Genomic DNA, 13,272 nt, shown 5'->3' with positions numbered 1-13,272 from the left:
CCTCGCGCATCCCATCTTGGCCAGCGATCATCCGATCGCATCAAACAGGCCGGACATATGGATGCAAGCGATCCGATCACCTCAAAAGCTCTTGTGCCACGGGGGCCGTCCACATATGGGTCCCGGCGTTCGCCGGGACGACGGATTTGGGAACAGTCGCGATGACGGACACCCACAAAGCCTGGCGCCTGCACGCGCATAACGATCTCCGCCTCGATGAAGTGAAGACACCAGCGCCCGCACCCGACGGCGTCGTGGTACGCATCGAAGCCGGCATGGTGCTTTCCTACACAGGCAAGGTGCTGTCAGGCGCGGTGCCCTACAGCCTGCCGCCGATGCCATTCGTGCCCGGGACAAACGCCATCGCGCGTGTGTTCGCGGTCGGCGACAATGTCAGTCATGTCGAAGCCGGCGACCGCGTCTTCCTGAGCCCGCATCTGCGCGGCGATGTGCCCGACCGCGAGCCGCCGCAGATCCTGATCGGGCTTACGGCCATGACAACCACGCCGGAAGCGCTGGCCCTGCAGACACGCTGGCGCGACGGCGTGTTTGCCGAGGTCGCGCATTGGCCGGCAGCCTGCGTGACGCCGCTTTCGGGGCTCGAGGACAGGCCCGCGACCGAATTGATCGGGCTCGCAAAACTGATCGTACCGTTCGGCGGATTGCAGCGTTCGGGTCTGCGTGGCGGACAGACCATCATCATTAATGGCGCGTCGGGCTATTTCGGCTCGGGCGCGGTGATGCTGGCCGTCGCGATGGGCGCAGGACGCGTAGTCGCCGTCGGGCGCAAGCGGGCGGCACTGGAACTGCTGCGCGAGACCTTCGGTCCGCGCGTCATTCCGGCCGTCGTCAGCGGCAACGCAGCCGAGGACCTTCCGATCATCCGCCGCGCCGCGGCCGGCGGGGCCGAGGTCGCGCTCGACCTGCTCGGCAACGCCGGCAGCACCTCGACCACGCTGTCTTGCCTGCGCGCGCTGAAGCGTGGCGGGCGGCTGGTGCTGATGGGCAGCGCGGAGGCGCCGCTTGAGCTCTCGTTCCGCGAAATGCTGGCGAACGACTGGGAGGTGGTCGGGCAATTCATGTACGACCGGACGGCGCCCGGCCAATTGGCGGCGCTGGCCGCCGAGAACCTGCTCGATCTCCGCCAGATCAACGTCACGGCGTTTTCGCTTGCCGACATCAAGCGCGCGGTGGAAGCCGCCGCGCTGATGCAGGGTCTCGACCTCACGGCCGTGGTGCCGTAACGGAACCCGATGACCGCTCAGACCATATGGCGCGCCACCGTGCTGACCCTGTTCCCGGAGATGTTTCCGGGACCGCTTGGCGTCAGCCTGGCGGGCCGGGCGCTCGCCTCCGGCCTGTGGACGCTGGAACCGCGGGACATCAGGGATTCCGCGACCGACAGGCACCGCAGCGTCGACGATACCCCCGCGGGCGGCGGACCCGGCATGGTGCTCCGTGCCGACATCCTGGCTGCCGCCATCGATGCGACCCATATCGCGCCGGACCGGCCACGGCTGCTGATGAGCCCACGGGGTCGGCCACTGACCCAGCCCATCGTCGCGGAACTCGCGTCCGGCCCGGGTCCGCTCATCGTCTGCGGCCGATTCGAGGGGGTCGATGAGCGGGTGATCGAGGCGCGCGGGCTTCAGGAGGTCTCGATCGGAGACTACGTGCTGTCGGGCGGGGAAATCGCCGCCATGGCGCTGATCGACGCCTGCGTACGGCTGTTGCCGGGGGTGATGGGCAAGCAGGCCTCCGGGGAGGACGAGACCTTCTCCGAGGGACTACTGGAATACCCTCAATATACCCGCCCGCAGGAATTCGAGGGCCGGCCGATCCCGGAAATCCTCACTTCGGGCGATCATGCCAAGGTTGCAGCTTGGCGACGGGCCCAATCCGAGGCTCTGACCCGGGCCAGGCGGCCGGATTTGTGGATCGCGCGGCACGGCACAAAAAACACGACAGACGGGTGACAAAGCCTCCGCTTTGCCTTATAGGAGCGCCCAAATCCGCAATCAGGATAGACCGAATTCTTGCGCAGCCCGCGTCGGTGCTGGGCGCGCCGCCGATGGAGATTTCAATGAACCTCATCCAGCAGCTCGAAAAAGAGCAGTACGACAAGCTCGCTGCGACCAAGCAGATCCCGGAATTCGCGCCCGGCGACACCGTGATCGTCAACGTCAAGGTGGTCGAAGGCGATCGCACCCGCGTGCAGGCCTATGAAGGTGTCTGCATCGGCCGTTCGGGCTCCGGCCTCAACGAGAGCTTCACGGTGCGCAAGATCTCCTACGGCGAGGGCGTGGAGCGCGTCTTCCCGGTGATGTCGCCGATGATCGACTCGATCAAGGTGGTGCGCCGCGGCAAGGTCCGTCGCGCCAAGCTCTATTACCTGCGCAATCTCCGCGGCAAGTCGGCCCGCATTGTCGAGAAGCAGGACAAGCAGGATCGCGCCGCCGCCGTCAACGAGTAAGCTCATCCGACCAATACGGATGTGACTGAAAGCGCGGGGCCGGTCCCCGCGCTTTTTTGTTGCTTCGTGCGGTGACACCCGTGTCAATCCCTCATCCTGAGGAACGCGGAACGCGCGTCTCCGGACGATGCTATGCATCGCCGGGCGAAGGATGGAGGCCCCGCCGGTGGCCTCGCCTTCGAGACGCGCGCCGATGGCGCACTCCTCAGGGTGAATTCACGCGCACGCGGCTTTGAAGCCGTGACGCGCATTGAAAGCACTCGCGCTTCCGGATTGGCCTGCTATATATTTGTAGAATGGTTCCAGATCAGACCAGCATCGAGCCCATCAAGCGCGTCGTGATCGACGATCGCTCGCGGCTGCCTGGCCGGTTCTTCGGGCGCTTTGCGACCTCGGCAACGTCGGAGCTTACGCGCGCAGCTTGATGCTGCGCCGGCCTTTCGTTTGCCCCGGCGCCTAACCGCGCCGATCCGCTACCACAACATCGCTGGAGCTGATGCTCATGTCCAAACCGACCACCCTGTATGACAAGATCTGGAACGACCATCTGGTGCACGAAGCCGAAGACGGCACCTGCCTGCTCTATATCGACCGCCATCTGGTGCACGAAGTCACCTCGCCGCAGGCTTTCGAAGGCCTGCGCGCCACTGGCCGCAAGGTGCACGCGCCGCAAAAGACGCTGGCCGTCGTCGACCACAACGTGCCGACCACCGATCGCACCAAGCCGAACCCCGATCCTGAGAGCATCGAGCAGATCAAGGCGCTCGCCGAGAACGCCAAGGAATTCGGCATCGAATATTACGACGAGTTCGACAAGCGCCAGGGCATCGTCCACGTCATCGGCCCCGAGCAGGGTTTCACGCTGCCCGGCACGACCATCGTCTGCGGTGACAGCCATACCTCGACGCATGGCGCGTTCGGCGCGCTCGCGCACGGCATCGGCACTTCCGAAGTCGAGCATGTGCTGGCGACGCAGACCCTGATCCAGAAGAAAGCCAAGAACATGCGCGTCACCGTCGACGGCAAATTGCCCGAAGGCGTGACCGGCAAGGACATCATTCTCGCCATCATCGGCGAGATCGGCACCGCCGGCGGCACCGGCTACGTGCTGGAATATGCCGGCGAGGCGATCCGCGCGCTGTCGATGGAAGGCCGCATGACCGTCTGCAACATGTCGATCGAAGGCGGCGCGCGCGCTGGCCTGGTCGCGCCCGACGAGAAGGCGTTCGACTTCCTGCGCGGCCGTCCCAAGGCGCCGAAGGCCGAGGCCTGGGATGCGGCGATGCGCTACTGGGAGACGCTGCGTTCCGACGACGGCGCGCATTTCGACCACGAACTCCGGCTGGACGCAGCAAAGCTGCCGCCGATCGTGACCTGGGGCACCTCGCCCGAGGATGTCATCTCGGTCACCGGGTTCGTGCCGGATCCCGACAAGATCGCGGACGAGGCCAAGCGCCTCTCCAAGCATCGCGCGCTGAAATATATGGGCCTGACAGCGGGCACGAAGATCACCGACATCAAGCTCGACCGCGTCTTCATCGGCTCCTGCACCAATGGCCGCATCGAGGATCTGCGCGCCGCGGCCAAGATCGCCGAGGGCAAGCACGTCAACGCCAGTGTCAACGCGATGATCGTGCCGGGCTCGGGCATCGTGAAGGAGCAGGCGGAGGCGGAAGGTCTCGACAAGATCTTCATCAAGGCCGGCTTTGAGTGGCGCGAGCCGGGCTGCTCGATGTGCCTGGCCATGAACCCCGACAAGCTGAAGCCGGAAGAGCGCTGCGCCTCCACCTCGAACCGCAACTTCGAAGGACGCCAGGGCTTCAAGGGCCGCACCCATCTGGTGTCGCCGACAATGGCGGCTGCTGCGGCAATCGCCGGGCACTTTGTCGACGTGAGGGAGTGGCGTTAACCACCTTTCCCTCAAGCTCGATAAATCGCGGAAACGCCTCGTTAAGCAGCGAGGCGCAGACTTGCTCCTTGCGGATGCATCCTTTCGCAAGGAGCCGAGCCATGGCCGACAAGCGCGAATATATCGATATGGTCAGCGAGGCGACGCGCCAGAACCGGCGCCGAACCATGCCGCGCGTGATCGATCCAATGCCTCAGGCGAAAGAAACCTCGCGCCTCAGCCACTGGCCGCCGGACCGCTGGGCGCAATGGCGGGTCGAGAACCTGACGCCGTGGAAGCTGAAGTCCTGGAAGTTCAGGGACTGGGATTAAGACGGCTCATTTCGAGCCCGTAGCCCGGGTGGAGCGGAACGCGCAACCCGGGACACTTGCATCAACATTGCGTACCGGCCCCGGGTTACGCTGACGCTTCACCCGGGCTACGAAGCCTCACCAATACGGACGCCAATAGTGGTGACGATACCACCAGGGGCGGCAGATCCGGCGCGGGCCGTAATAGGTCCAGATGATCCGACAACGGCGCGGGTAATAGTAGCGCGGATAATAGTACGGCCGAGCATAGTAGAACCGGCGGTGAAAATGACGCCGGTGGAAGTAGGGCCGGTGGTAGGCGTAGCGATAGCCGCCGCCGTAGTAGCGATGGAAGCCGCCATAACGGTAGCCGCCGTGGAAAGCCGGTGCCGCACGAAACCCGCGATGAAAGGCCACGCCGCCGCCGCGAAAGCCGCCGCCGCGATGGAACGCGACACCCCCACCTCTGAAACCACCACCCCGGAAACCACCGCCACGGAAGCCGCCACCATGGAAACCACCACCACCGCGGAATCCACCGCCATGGAAACCGCCGCCACGACCGCCGCCATGGCCCCGAAACTGCACTTCGGTGGCCAGCCCTTCAGTCGCCGCCTTCGTCGCCGGTACGGCGCCCGGGCTGGCCAGTGAGAGCGCCTCGGCGCGCTGCGTTGCCGTCGTAAGGACGAACACCGCGGCAGCCGCAAGGCCGACGCGACTGATCATGCCGCGCCCGAATTGTCGTCTCCTCATTCCGAAAACCTCCTTGAAGCGCGCAATAGCAATCGCGCCGCCTAGAAGGCGTGCGTCGTCATCGCGTGCATGTGCGGTCGCTCCCATCATGACGCTAGAGACAGCGACGTGAACGCGCCGTGAATGCGACACGAGCGAAAGAGGATTGCAATCAACCGTCTGTTTGGGAAGCGCTCAGCGCCTCACCACCACCACGGGTCATGCCGGAAGCCGAATGCGTACGGGACCGGCCTGTCATATGGATATGGTCGGAAGTAGTAAGGCTGCGTGTAAGCGCGAGAGTAAGGAGGATAGGGCCGGTAGTAGAAGTCGATGTAGGACCGATCAACGTTTCGGTAGTAGGGCCTGTAGCGGCGCGCACTGAAATCCGTGGCTCCTGCATCAGCCTTTTGCGCGACGGTCCGCTGCGGCCCTGCCGCGGCCGTCGTCACTGACGCCGGCGATGCCAATACCATGACACCTGCAACCAGCGCGGCGCCGATCCAACCCTTCATGAGATGACTCCTCCAGCAATCGAGCGGGCGATAACGGGTACAATCATGCCTGTTTCTTGGCTGAAATGGAAACTTTCTTGGCTGAAAATGAAAAACAGGCCCGTTACTCACGGGCCTGTGCGCTCTGCGTTGAATGCCGCGAGCCTGTCAGCGGCGCCAGTGGCGGCGAGGATGCCAACGGTGCGGGCGGTGATGGCGACGGGAGTGCCAGCGCACTTCGGTCGTCTCCGACATCTGCTTCGGAGCATCCTGAACCGCCGCAGCGGCGCCGGGGCTGTTCAGCGAAAGCGCGTGAGCGCGCTCGCCCGGCACCGCAAGCGCAAGCAGGGAACTGGCGGCAACCAGCCCCAGAAGTTTTGTCACCTTCATTTTTTTGTTCTCCCGAACGTCCTCGGATGTCACGTCTGCAACCTTCGATTCGAATCGAGTGAGGCTGCCGCGACGCAGGTCGCAAGCAGAAGCGGACGACGTGAATGTGGAGGGAATGAATCTGCGCCGCGGACGTGAACGCCGGACTGCGCGTTTCAGTTCCTTGATAAAGTCAGGAATTCCGGCCGTGCGCAGTACCGGCGATTGGCGATGCTGCTAGAGCATGAGCCGGAAAAGTGGAGACCGGTTTTCCCTCGCGACAAACGCGAAGCGTTTGCGCGGAGATCATGCTCAAGCGGGAAGCTAACCGGGACGCCAATAGCAGTGCATGCGCGGTGTGATCACGGTACCGCTCGGCCGGTATTCCTGCACATAGTGGGCGGTGCAATCGCGCACGGCGTTCGGGCCGGGATTGTAGCGCGGGATGACATCCGGTTCCCAGTGATCCTGGCGGTAGATCGGAATCCGCCGCAGCGGCCGCCGGCGCTGTGCGGAGGACTCAGAGATGGTGGGCGCAACCGCCTGCACGCCCAGCGTTGCCGATGGAGCCGTTTGCGCCTGCGCGCTAGCAACCGGCAGCGAGGCTCCCGCCAAAGCCGCCAGTAGCATTCCCATCACGATCCGCCGCATCACGCCCACCCAAAATCCAGTTCGCGGGCCGTACGGTCTCCGATTGCCGCGACAAGGTCAACAGCGCTGGCGCCCTGTGCGAAACTCGCGCTAAACAAGCGCCATGTGGACCACAGCCAAAGCGCCATCGCTCGCCGAAATGGAGGCCATGGCGCATGACGTTTTCGAGCGCCTGCCCAAACGCTTTCGCAGCCTTTGCGAAGGCGTGATCATTCGCGTCGACGATTTCCCAACCGACGAGGTCATGGACGAGATGGGCTGCGAAAGCGAATTCGACCTGCTCGGCCTGTTCCAGGGCATAGGTCTCCCCCACCAGAGCCCTGGTGACGTCCCGCACCTGCCCAACATGATCTGGCTCTACCGCCGGCCGATCCTCGACTATTGGGCCGAGCACGAGGAGACGCTCGGCCACATCGTCCGCCACGTCCTGGTCCATGAGATCGGCCACCATTTCGGCCTCTCCGACGCCGACATGGAGGCGATCGAGGCCGCTGCAGGCTAAAGCGTTTTCGAGCGAAGCATGCCCTCGGACTTGATCCGAGGGTGGCCCCCGGTTCGCGTGAAGAAAACGCGTCGGACAAAGGCCCCATGCGCAAATTAGCCTTTTTCCAGGGGGTTTTTCGGGATAGATAACCCCCTCCCACCTTGAACCGGGAAGTGCGATCGATGGATAAGTTCACCAAGCTGGAAGGCGTCGCGGCGCCATTGAAGATCATCAATGTCGACACCGACATGATCATCCCCAAGCAGCACCTGAAGACCATCAAGCGCACCGGCCTTGGCAAGGGGCTCTTCTCGGAGCAGCGCTACAAGGACGATGGCAGCGAGAATCCCGATTTCGTGCTCAACAAGCCGGCCTATCGCAATGCCAAGGTCCTGGTCGCCGGCGACAATTTCGGCTGCGGATCGAGCCGCGAGCACGCGCCCTGGGCACTGCTCGATTTCGGTATCCGCTGCGTGATCTCGACCTCGTTCGGCGACATCTTCTACAACAACTGCTTCAAGAACGGCATCCTGCCGATCCGCGTTGCCCAGGAAGACCTCGACAAGCTGTTCGACGACGCTGAGCGCGGCGCCAATGCGACGCTGACGATCGACCTGGCGAATCAGGAAATCCGCGGTCCCGACGGCGGCGCCGTGAAGTTCGAGATCGACCCGTTCCGCAAGCACTGCCTGATCAACGGCCTCGACGATATCGGGCTGACGATGGAGAAGAAGTCGTCGATCGACGACTACGAGGCCAAGGCCAGCCGCGAGCGCGCCTGGGCCTGATCTTTCCGCTCCGGATCAAGCTCTAGAGGAACGACGCATGCGTCCGGACGTCGTCACCTTCTGGCATGGTCCGCTCGACCGGCTGCGGCTGACCTGCCTGCGTTCGCAGGTCGCCGCCGGCCACAAGGTCACCGTCTACAGTTTCGATCCGCTGCCCGGCCTGCCCGACGGCATCGGCAATGCCGAGGCCGAAGCGATCCTGCCGCATGCGTTCTCCGAGAAGCTGCGGCCGCCGGACCCGGATGGGAGCTGGCGCGGCTGGACCATCCTGCAGTTCAGCGATTTTTTCCGCATACGGCTGATGGCCGAACGCGCGGGCGTTTGGCTCGATGCCGATGTGCTGCTCCTGAAGCCGATCGAGATCGATCCGGCCAAGCCCTATTTTGCGTGGGAGCGGCCGCGCCAGCTCGGCAACTCCGTGCTTTATCTGCCGCCGGACGATCCGATCGTGCGCGCCTTCGAAGGATTGATGAAGCAGGAGGAGCTGACGCCGGAGTGGCTCGCGCTCCGTCATCGCGTTGTCTTCGCGCTGCGGCGCCTGCGCGGCGTTTCCAACCGTCTCTCCGACATCCGGATCTCCCTCTACGGCCCGCCGGCACTCACCGCGCTCGCCCGCCGCGCAGGGGAATTGCAATATGCCCTGCCGAAGCAGTCGTTCTATGCGGTGCATGCCGAACCGAAATTGTTCTTCGAGCCGCGCGACTACTCGAAATTGCTCGGCAATCCCGACGTCATCGGCCTGCACATCTCGCCGAAGGGCCGCGGCCGCGAGGCGCCGATCCCCGGAAGCCTCTATGCGTGGGCGGCCGAAAAATTTCGCTAACCCGTCGTCCCGGCGAAAGCCGGGACGACGAGAGGTCAATTCCTCACTGCCGCGATCGCATCTGCAATCGCGATCGTGCGCCGCGCCATCTCGGCGTGGAGCCGCTCCACCATGCGGCCGTCGATCTGGATCGCGCCGCGCGAGGCATTCTCCGGCTTGTCGAACGCGGCGAGGATCTTGCGGGCTTCCGCGACTTCTTCCGCCGGCGGGGTAAAGATCGCGTTGCAAGCTTCGATCTGGCCCGGATGGATCAGCGTCTTGCCGTCGAAACCGAGATCGCGGGCTTGTGCGCATTCGGCGGCAAAGCCGTCGACATTGGCGAAATCGCTATAGGGACCGTCGAGGATCTCCAGGCCGTGCGCGCGCGTCGCCAGGATGCAATGGGTGATCATCGGGATCATGATCGCACGGCCCGGCTGCATCTTGATCCGCGTCTCCCGGGAAATGTCGTTCGGGCCGAACACGAAACCGGCAAGGCGGGCTTCGGAATCCTTTGAGGCCGCAGCGAGTTCCTCGGCATGCAGCACCGCGCGCGCGGTCTCGATCATGGCCCAGACCCGGATCGAGGCAGGGGCGTTGATGTCGCTGAGGCGATCGGCAATCGCGTTGAGGTCGTCGACGCTGGAGACCTTGGGAACCAGGATGCCGTCGGGCTGAGCCTTGCCGGCCATGCCGACGTCGTCGACCCACCACGGCGTATCGAGGCCGTTGATCCGGACCAGCACCTCGCGCTTGCCGAAGCCCTTGGCCGCTACGGCAGCCGCGATCTGGTCCCGCGCCAGGCCCTTGGCGTCCGGCGCCACCGAATCCTCGAGGTCGAGGATGATGCCGTCGGCCGGCAGGTTGCGCGCTTTCTCCAGCGCCCGCGCATTGGATCCGGGCATGAACAACAGGCTGCGGCGCGGACGGGTCATGGTCGTTTCCTTTCGGTCGTTTCCATCCCGCCTATCATTTCGGCCATCGGTCCGAAAGCCTTGTTCCGGTCATCGGCTTGTGGTTAGGCAAGGGCATGGAGCTCTTCCCGCAACATCTGCTCGACGGCTACCGGGCTTTCGCCACGCAGCGGCTGCCCACGGAACAGTCCCGCTACCGCGAATTGTCCGTGCGCGGCCAGTCACCCGAGGTGATGGTGATCGGCTGCTGCGATTCCCGCGTCTCGCCGGAAGTGATCTTCGATGCGGGGCCGGGTGAATTGTTCGTGGTGCGCAACGTCGCCAACCTGGTTCCGGTCTACCAGCCCGACAGCGGCGCCCACGGCGTCTCGGCGGCGCTGGAATATGCCGTCAGCGTGCTCAAGGTGAAGCACATCGTCGTGCTTGGCCATGCCCAATGCGGCGGCATCCGCGCGTTCATCGATAAAATCCAGCCGCTGTCGCCCGGCGACTTCATCGGCAAGTGGATGCAGATGTTCATCAAGCCCGGCGAGGTGGTCGAGCAGCGCGAGCACGAGACGATGCAGGATTTCACCATCCGGATCGAGAAAGCCGCGGTGTTCCGCTCGCTCGAGAACCTGATGACGTTCCCGTTCGTGCGCGAGCGGGTGCAGAAGGGCGACACGAACCTGCACGGCGCCTATTTCGGCGTCGCCGAAGGCTCGCTGTTCGTGCTCGACCGGACGACGAAGGAATTCGTGAGTGCGCGAGTTGCGGGTAGCCAATAGGCTAACTCCACTCGCTATTCGCTACTCCCTATTCGCCAATCAATCCGCCCCGTGGCCGGCGCCCCAGCGGTCCGACAAGGCCAGGATCAGGGTCGAGATCACAAACACCAGGTGGATGCCGACCAGCCATCCGAGCTTCTGCGCGTCGAAGATCGCATCGATGTTCAGGAAGGCCTTCAGCACCTGGATCGCCGAGATCGCCACGATCGAGGAAAGCAGCTTCTGCTTCAGGCCGCCGAAATCGACCTTGGTCATCCATTCCGGCCAGTCCGGATGGCCGGCGGGATCGATCCGGGAAACGAAGTTCTCGTAGCCCGAGAACACCACGATCAGGATGAGATTGCCGGTCAGCGACACGTCGATCAGTGAGAGCACGCCGAGGATGATGTCGGATTCCTTAGCGTACGGCACGTGCAGGATGAACTCCCACAGCAGTGCGACGAACTTGTAGAGCAGCACCGCGAGGCTGACGACGAGACCGAAATAGAACGGCGCCATCAGCCAGCGGCTGTTGAAGATCAGGCTTTCGAAGCCGATCTCAACGCGTTTCAGCCTGGGATCAGGTCGATAAGGAACCGGCTCGTCGGTCATCGATTCCGGCTCCCCGGTCATTCACCAATCGCGACTCTCAGGCCGCCTTCTTCTTGGCGGTGAGCAGCTTGCGGTTGATCAGGCATTCGGCGATCTGCACCGCATTCAGCGCGGCGCCCTTGCGCAGATTGTCCGACACGCACCACAGCACGAGTCCGTTCTCCACTGTCGCGTCCTCGCGGATGCGGCTGATATAGGTGGCGTCCTCGCCGGCAGCCTCATAGGGCGTGACGTAGCCGCCGGGCTCCTGCTTGTCGATGACGAGACAGCCTGGCGCGTTGCGGAGAATGTTGCGCGCCTCATCGGCCGAGATCGGGTTCTCGAACTCGATGTTGACCGCTTCCGAATGGCCGACGAAGACCGGCACGCGCACGCAGGTCGCGGAGAGTTTGATCTTGGGATCAAGGATCTTCTTGGTCTCCGCCATCATCTTCCACTCTTCCTTGGTGTAGCCGTCCTCCATGAAGACGTCGATGTGGGGGATGACGTTGAAGGCGATGCGCTTGGGGAATTTCTTGTTGATCAGCTCGTCATTGGTGTAGACGGCCTTGGTCTGCGAGAACAGTTCGTCCATCGCGTCCTTGCCGGCGCCCGAGACCGATTGATAGGTCGACACCACGACGCGCTTGATCGTCGCCTTGTCGTGCAGGGGCTTCAGCGCCACCACGAGCTGCGCGGTCGAGCAGTTCGGATTGGCGATGATGTTCTTCTTAGTGAAGCCCGCCGCCGCGTCCGCATTCACCTCCGGCACGATCAGCGGCACATCCGGATCCATGCGCCAGGCCGACGAATTGTCGATCACGACAACACCGGCGGCACCGATCTTCGGCGACCATTCCTTGGACACCGCGCCGCCCGCCGACATCAGGCAGATGTCGACATCAGAGAAGTCGTAATGCTCGAGCGCTTTGACCTTCAGGGTCCGGTCGCCATAGGAGACGTCGACGCCGACGCTGCGGCGCGAGGCCAGCGCCACCACCTCGTCAGCCGGGAATTTGCGCTCGTCCAGAATGCCGAGCATTTCCCGCCCGACATTACCGGTCGCACCCACCACCGCGACTTTGTAACCCATCGTTCACTCTCCGAGGAAAAATGCTCGCCTGCCGCATCCGGCGGCTCAAGGAAGCGCAGCGCTTCTATGCGAGAAACGCCGTTAAGACAACGTTAGTCGTAGCGCTTCGCCGGTCTGGCCGCCTGTTCAGGTGACATGATGTAATCACTCAGGCGCCGCACGCCACCGGCCGCGGCGCCCCTCCGATGATGGCGACATCGCGGCAAGGCACTGGTTTTCATGAAACTTTTGCGCTTGCCGCGGCATTATTGCGCGCGGGTGTGGCGCATTTGACCTAGTGGCGGCAGTTGCGCCAAGGCTACAATGTGACCAAATCAGATGGGGCGACCTGCCGGCCTCCGGTCGGGGCACAGTGACGAGGATGAAATGACTGCCAAATTTCCTGCTGCGACCAGGTTCGCGGTATTCTTTGCCACCGCTGCGGCGGTGGTCGGTCTCCTCGCCAGCCCTGCCGATGCCCAGAGCAGGCGTCAGGACCAGCTCCGGTATGACCGCGACGGCCGGGTCACCTACGGCGGCCAAGGGCCCAACCGTTCCTACCAGCAGGGACCACGCACGCGCGTCTTCGTGACCACGCGCTCGTGGCTCGATGCCGGCACCGAGGTGCTGCCAGGCGACCGCAAGTTCCAGGACTACGCCTTTCCGTCGCCGTTCGGGTACCCGGACTTCGCGCGGGAAAACCTCAATCGGCCGATCGACCGTCAGCCGCTCAACCCGCCGTCGGATCTGGGCGGCGAGCCAACCAGGTTCCCGCTGTATTGAGAGCCTGTAACCCGGGTGGAGCGCAGCGCAATCCGGGATAAGTCTCTTGAACTGCACCCCTGTAGTGAGACAGGATAATCAGGGACAGGAGCCCGGCGCTTGAGGCGGCAGGGCGGGTTGATGGGTTAGGGCCAGGTTGCGGGGCTGCTGCGCAGCAGCCCCGCAACCTGGTAA

At 63.8% G+C, this 13,272-nt stretch carries 16 protein-coding genes; 10 read left to right on the top strand and 6 right to left on the bottom strand.

Annotation, left to right across the window (positions count from 1 at the left end; translation table 11 throughout):
* Nucleotides 1–161 precede the first annotated feature (161 nt).
* From ACZYOF_RS37860 to ACZYOF_RS37840, 5 genes are all read left to right on the top strand, one after another.
* Nucleotides 162–1,244 carry a zinc-binding dehydrogenase gene (locus ACZYOF_RS37860; protein WP_463718948.1) on the top strand — a complete coding sequence of 361 codons (1,083 nt, stop codon included), beginning with the start codon at nt 162–164 and terminating at the stop codon, nt 1,242–1,244.
* A gap of 9 nt (nt 1,245–1,253) precedes the next feature.
* Nucleotides 1,254–1,976, top strand: coding sequence for a tRNA (guanosine(37)-N1)-methyltransferase TrmD (gene trmD / locus ACZYOF_RS37855; protein WP_463718947.1), 723 nt, complete (start codon nt 1,254–1,256; stop codon nt 1,974–1,976).
* Nucleotides 1,977–2,083: 107 nt separating this feature from the next.
* Nucleotides 2,084–2,473 carry a 50S ribosomal protein L19 gene (gene rplS / locus ACZYOF_RS37850; RefSeq protein ID WP_027580760.1) on the top strand — a complete coding sequence of 130 codons (390 nt, stop codon included), beginning with the start codon at nt 2,084–2,086 and terminating at the stop codon, nt 2,471–2,473.
* Nucleotides 2,474–2,975: 502 nt separating this feature from the next.
* On the top strand, nt 2,976–4,382 hold the full coding sequence (gene leuC, locus ACZYOF_RS37845; RefSeq protein ID WP_394569232.1) for a 3-isopropylmalate dehydratase large subunit: 1,407 nt from the start codon (nt 2,976–2,978) through the stop codon (nt 4,380–4,382).
* A gap of 101 nt (nt 4,383–4,483) precedes the next feature.
* The gene (locus ACZYOF_RS37840; RefSeq protein ID WP_130581207.1) at nt 4,484–4,693 is read left to right on the top strand and encodes a hypothetical protein; all 210 of its coding nucleotides are present in this window, start codon (nt 4,484–4,486) and stop codon (nt 4,691–4,693) included.
* A 117-nt stretch (nt 4,694–4,810) separates the two neighbouring features.
* On the opposite strand, the gene ACZYOF_RS37835 is transcribed toward ACZYOF_RS37840, so the two are convergent.
* The 3 genes from ACZYOF_RS37835 to ACZYOF_RS37825 all read right to left on the bottom strand — a co-directional run bounded on the left by ACZYOF_RS37835 (nt 4,811) and on the right by ACZYOF_RS37825 (nt 6,903).
* The gene (locus ACZYOF_RS37835) at nt 4,811–5,425 is read right to left on the bottom strand and encodes a hypothetical protein (RefSeq protein WP_394569231.1); all 615 of its coding nucleotides are present in this window, start codon (nt 5,423–5,425) and stop codon (nt 4,811–4,813) included.
* A gap of 641 nt (nt 5,426–6,066) precedes the next feature.
* Nucleotides 6,067–6,288 carry a hypothetical protein gene (locus ACZYOF_RS37830; protein WP_130581210.1) on the bottom strand — a complete coding sequence of 74 codons (222 nt, stop codon included), beginning with the start codon at nt 6,286–6,288 and terminating at the stop codon, nt 6,067–6,069.
* Between the two features lie 303 nt (nt 6,289–6,591).
* Nucleotides 6,592–6,903 carry a hypothetical protein gene (locus ACZYOF_RS37825; protein ID WP_463718946.1) on the bottom strand — a complete coding sequence of 104 codons (312 nt, stop codon included), beginning with the start codon at nt 6,901–6,903 and terminating at the stop codon, nt 6,592–6,594.
* Nucleotides 6,904–7,021: 118 nt separating this feature from the next.
* On the opposite strand from ACZYOF_RS37825, the gene ACZYOF_RS37820 reads away from it, so the two are divergent.
* The 3 genes from ACZYOF_RS37820 (at nt 7,022) to ACZYOF_RS37810 (ending at nt 9,013) form a co-directional block, all read left to right on the top strand.
* Nucleotides 7,022–7,420, top strand: a complete 399-nt coding sequence (locus tag ACZYOF_RS37820; RefSeq protein WP_463718945.1) for a metallopeptidase family protein — start codon at nt 7,022–7,024, stop codon at nt 7,418–7,420.
* A gap of 164 nt (nt 7,421–7,584) precedes the next feature.
* Nucleotides 7,585–8,190, top strand: a complete 606-nt coding sequence (leuD, locus tag ACZYOF_RS37815; protein ID WP_463718944.1) for a 3-isopropylmalate dehydratase small subunit — start codon at nt 7,585–7,587, stop codon at nt 8,188–8,190.
* Between the two features lie 37 nt (nt 8,191–8,227).
* Entirely contained in the window at nt 8,228–9,013 is a 786-nt protein-coding gene (locus ACZYOF_RS37810) for a glycosyltransferase family 32 protein (protein ID WP_463718943.1), read from the top strand.
* A 35-nt stretch (nt 9,014–9,048) separates the two neighbouring features.
* On the opposite strand, the gene ACZYOF_RS37805 is transcribed toward ACZYOF_RS37810, so the two are convergent.
* On the bottom strand, nt 9,049–9,927 hold the full coding sequence (locus ACZYOF_RS37805; protein WP_463718942.1) for an HpcH/HpaI aldolase/citrate lyase family protein: 879 nt from the start codon (nt 9,925–9,927) through the stop codon (nt 9,049–9,051).
* Nucleotides 9,928–10,022: 95 nt separating this feature from the next.
* Here ACZYOF_RS37805 and ACZYOF_RS37800 point away from each other — a divergent pair, with 95 nt between their 5' ends.
* Nucleotides 10,023–10,673 carry a carbonic anhydrase gene (locus tag ACZYOF_RS37800; RefSeq protein ID WP_463718941.1) on the top strand — a complete coding sequence of 217 codons (651 nt, stop codon included), beginning with the start codon at nt 10,023–10,025 and terminating at the stop codon, nt 10,671–10,673.
* A gap of 39 nt (nt 10,674–10,712) precedes the next feature.
* Here the strand turns inward: ACZYOF_RS37800 and ACZYOF_RS37795 are convergent, their stop codons facing one another.
* Nucleotides 10,713–11,264 carry a TIGR00645 family protein gene (locus ACZYOF_RS37795; protein WP_130229081.1) on the bottom strand — a complete coding sequence of 184 codons (552 nt, stop codon included), beginning with the start codon at nt 11,262–11,264 and terminating at the stop codon, nt 10,713–10,715.
* Between the two features lie 37 nt (nt 11,265–11,301).
* A complete protein-coding gene (locus tag ACZYOF_RS37790; protein WP_463718940.1) occupies nt 11,302–12,336 on the bottom strand; it encodes an aspartate-semialdehyde dehydrogenase in 1,035 nt (344 codons plus the stop codon).
* A 366-nt stretch (nt 12,337–12,702) separates the two neighbouring features.
* Between ACZYOF_RS37790 and ACZYOF_RS37785 the strand changes: the two genes are divergently transcribed.
* On the top strand, nt 12,703–13,098 hold the full coding sequence (locus ACZYOF_RS37785) for a hypothetical protein (protein WP_463718939.1): 396 nt from the start codon (nt 12,703–12,705) through the stop codon (nt 13,096–13,098).
* Nucleotides 13,099–13,272: the final 174 nt, after the last annotated feature.

This window comes from Bradyrhizobium sp. LeoA1Lang, assembly GCF_055413685.1.
The sequence above is the reverse complement of the archived record's forward strand: the minus strand, read 5'-3'. Positions and strand labels throughout refer to the sequence as shown.

Excerpts from the sequence above, each read along its gene's own strand:
- ACZYOF_RS37860 (WP_463718948.1), top strand. The coding sequence starts at position 162 with ATGACGGACACCCACAAAGCCTGGCGCCTGCACGCGCATAACGATCTC.
- ACZYOF_RS37840 (WP_130581207.1), top strand. The coding sequence starts at position 4,484 with ATGGCCGACAAGCGCGAATATATCGATATGGTCAGCGAGGCGACGCGC.
- ACZYOF_RS37820 (WP_463718945.1), top strand. The coding sequence starts at position 7,022 with ATGTGGACCACAGCCAAAGCGCCATCGCTCGCCGAAATGGAGGCCATG.
- leuC (WP_394569232.1), top strand. The coding sequence starts at position 2,976 with ATGTCCAAACCGACCACCCTGTATGACAAGATCTGGAACGACCATCTG.
- rplS (WP_027580760.1), top strand. The coding sequence starts at position 2,084 with ATGAACCTCATCCAGCAGCTCGAAAAAGAGCAGTACGACAAGCTCGCT.
- ACZYOF_RS37785 (WP_463718939.1), top strand. The coding sequence starts at position 12,703 with ATGACTGCCAAATTTCCTGCTGCGACCAGGTTCGCGGTATTCTTTGCC.
- ACZYOF_RS37795 (WP_130229081.1), bottom strand. The coding sequence starts at position 11,264 with ATGACCGACGAGCCGGTTCCTTATCGACCTGATCCCAGGCTGAAACGC.
- ACZYOF_RS37835 (WP_394569231.1), bottom strand. The coding sequence starts at position 5,425 with ATGAGGAGACGACAATTCGGGCGCGGCATGATCAGTCGCGTCGGCCTT.
- ACZYOF_RS37810 (WP_463718943.1), top strand. The coding sequence starts at position 8,228 with ATGCGTCCGGACGTCGTCACCTTCTGGCATGGTCCGCTCGACCGGCTG.
- leuD (WP_463718944.1), top strand. The coding sequence starts at position 7,585 with ATGGATAAGTTCACCAAGCTGGAAGGCGTCGCGGCGCCATTGAAGATC.
- ACZYOF_RS37790 (WP_463718940.1), bottom strand. The coding sequence starts at position 12,336 with ATGGGTTACAAAGTCGCGGTGGTGGGTGCGACCGGTAATGTCGGGCGG.
- ACZYOF_RS37825 (WP_463718946.1), bottom strand. The coding sequence starts at position 6,903 with ATGGGAATGCTACTGGCGGCTTTGGCGGGAGCCTCGCTGCCGGTTGCT.
- ACZYOF_RS37800 (WP_463718941.1), top strand. The coding sequence starts at position 10,023 with ATGGAGCTCTTCCCGCAACATCTGCTCGACGGCTACCGGGCTTTCGCC.
- ACZYOF_RS37830 (WP_130581210.1), bottom strand. The coding sequence starts at position 6,288 with ATGAAGGTGACAAAACTTCTGGGGCTGGTTGCCGCCAGTTCCCTGCTT.
- trmD (WP_463718947.1), top strand. The coding sequence starts at position 1,254 with ATGACCGCTCAGACCATATGGCGCGCCACCGTGCTGACCCTGTTCCCG.
- ACZYOF_RS37805 (WP_463718942.1), bottom strand. The coding sequence starts at position 9,927 with ATGACCCGTCCGCGCCGCAGCCTGTTGTTCATGCCCGGATCCAATGCG.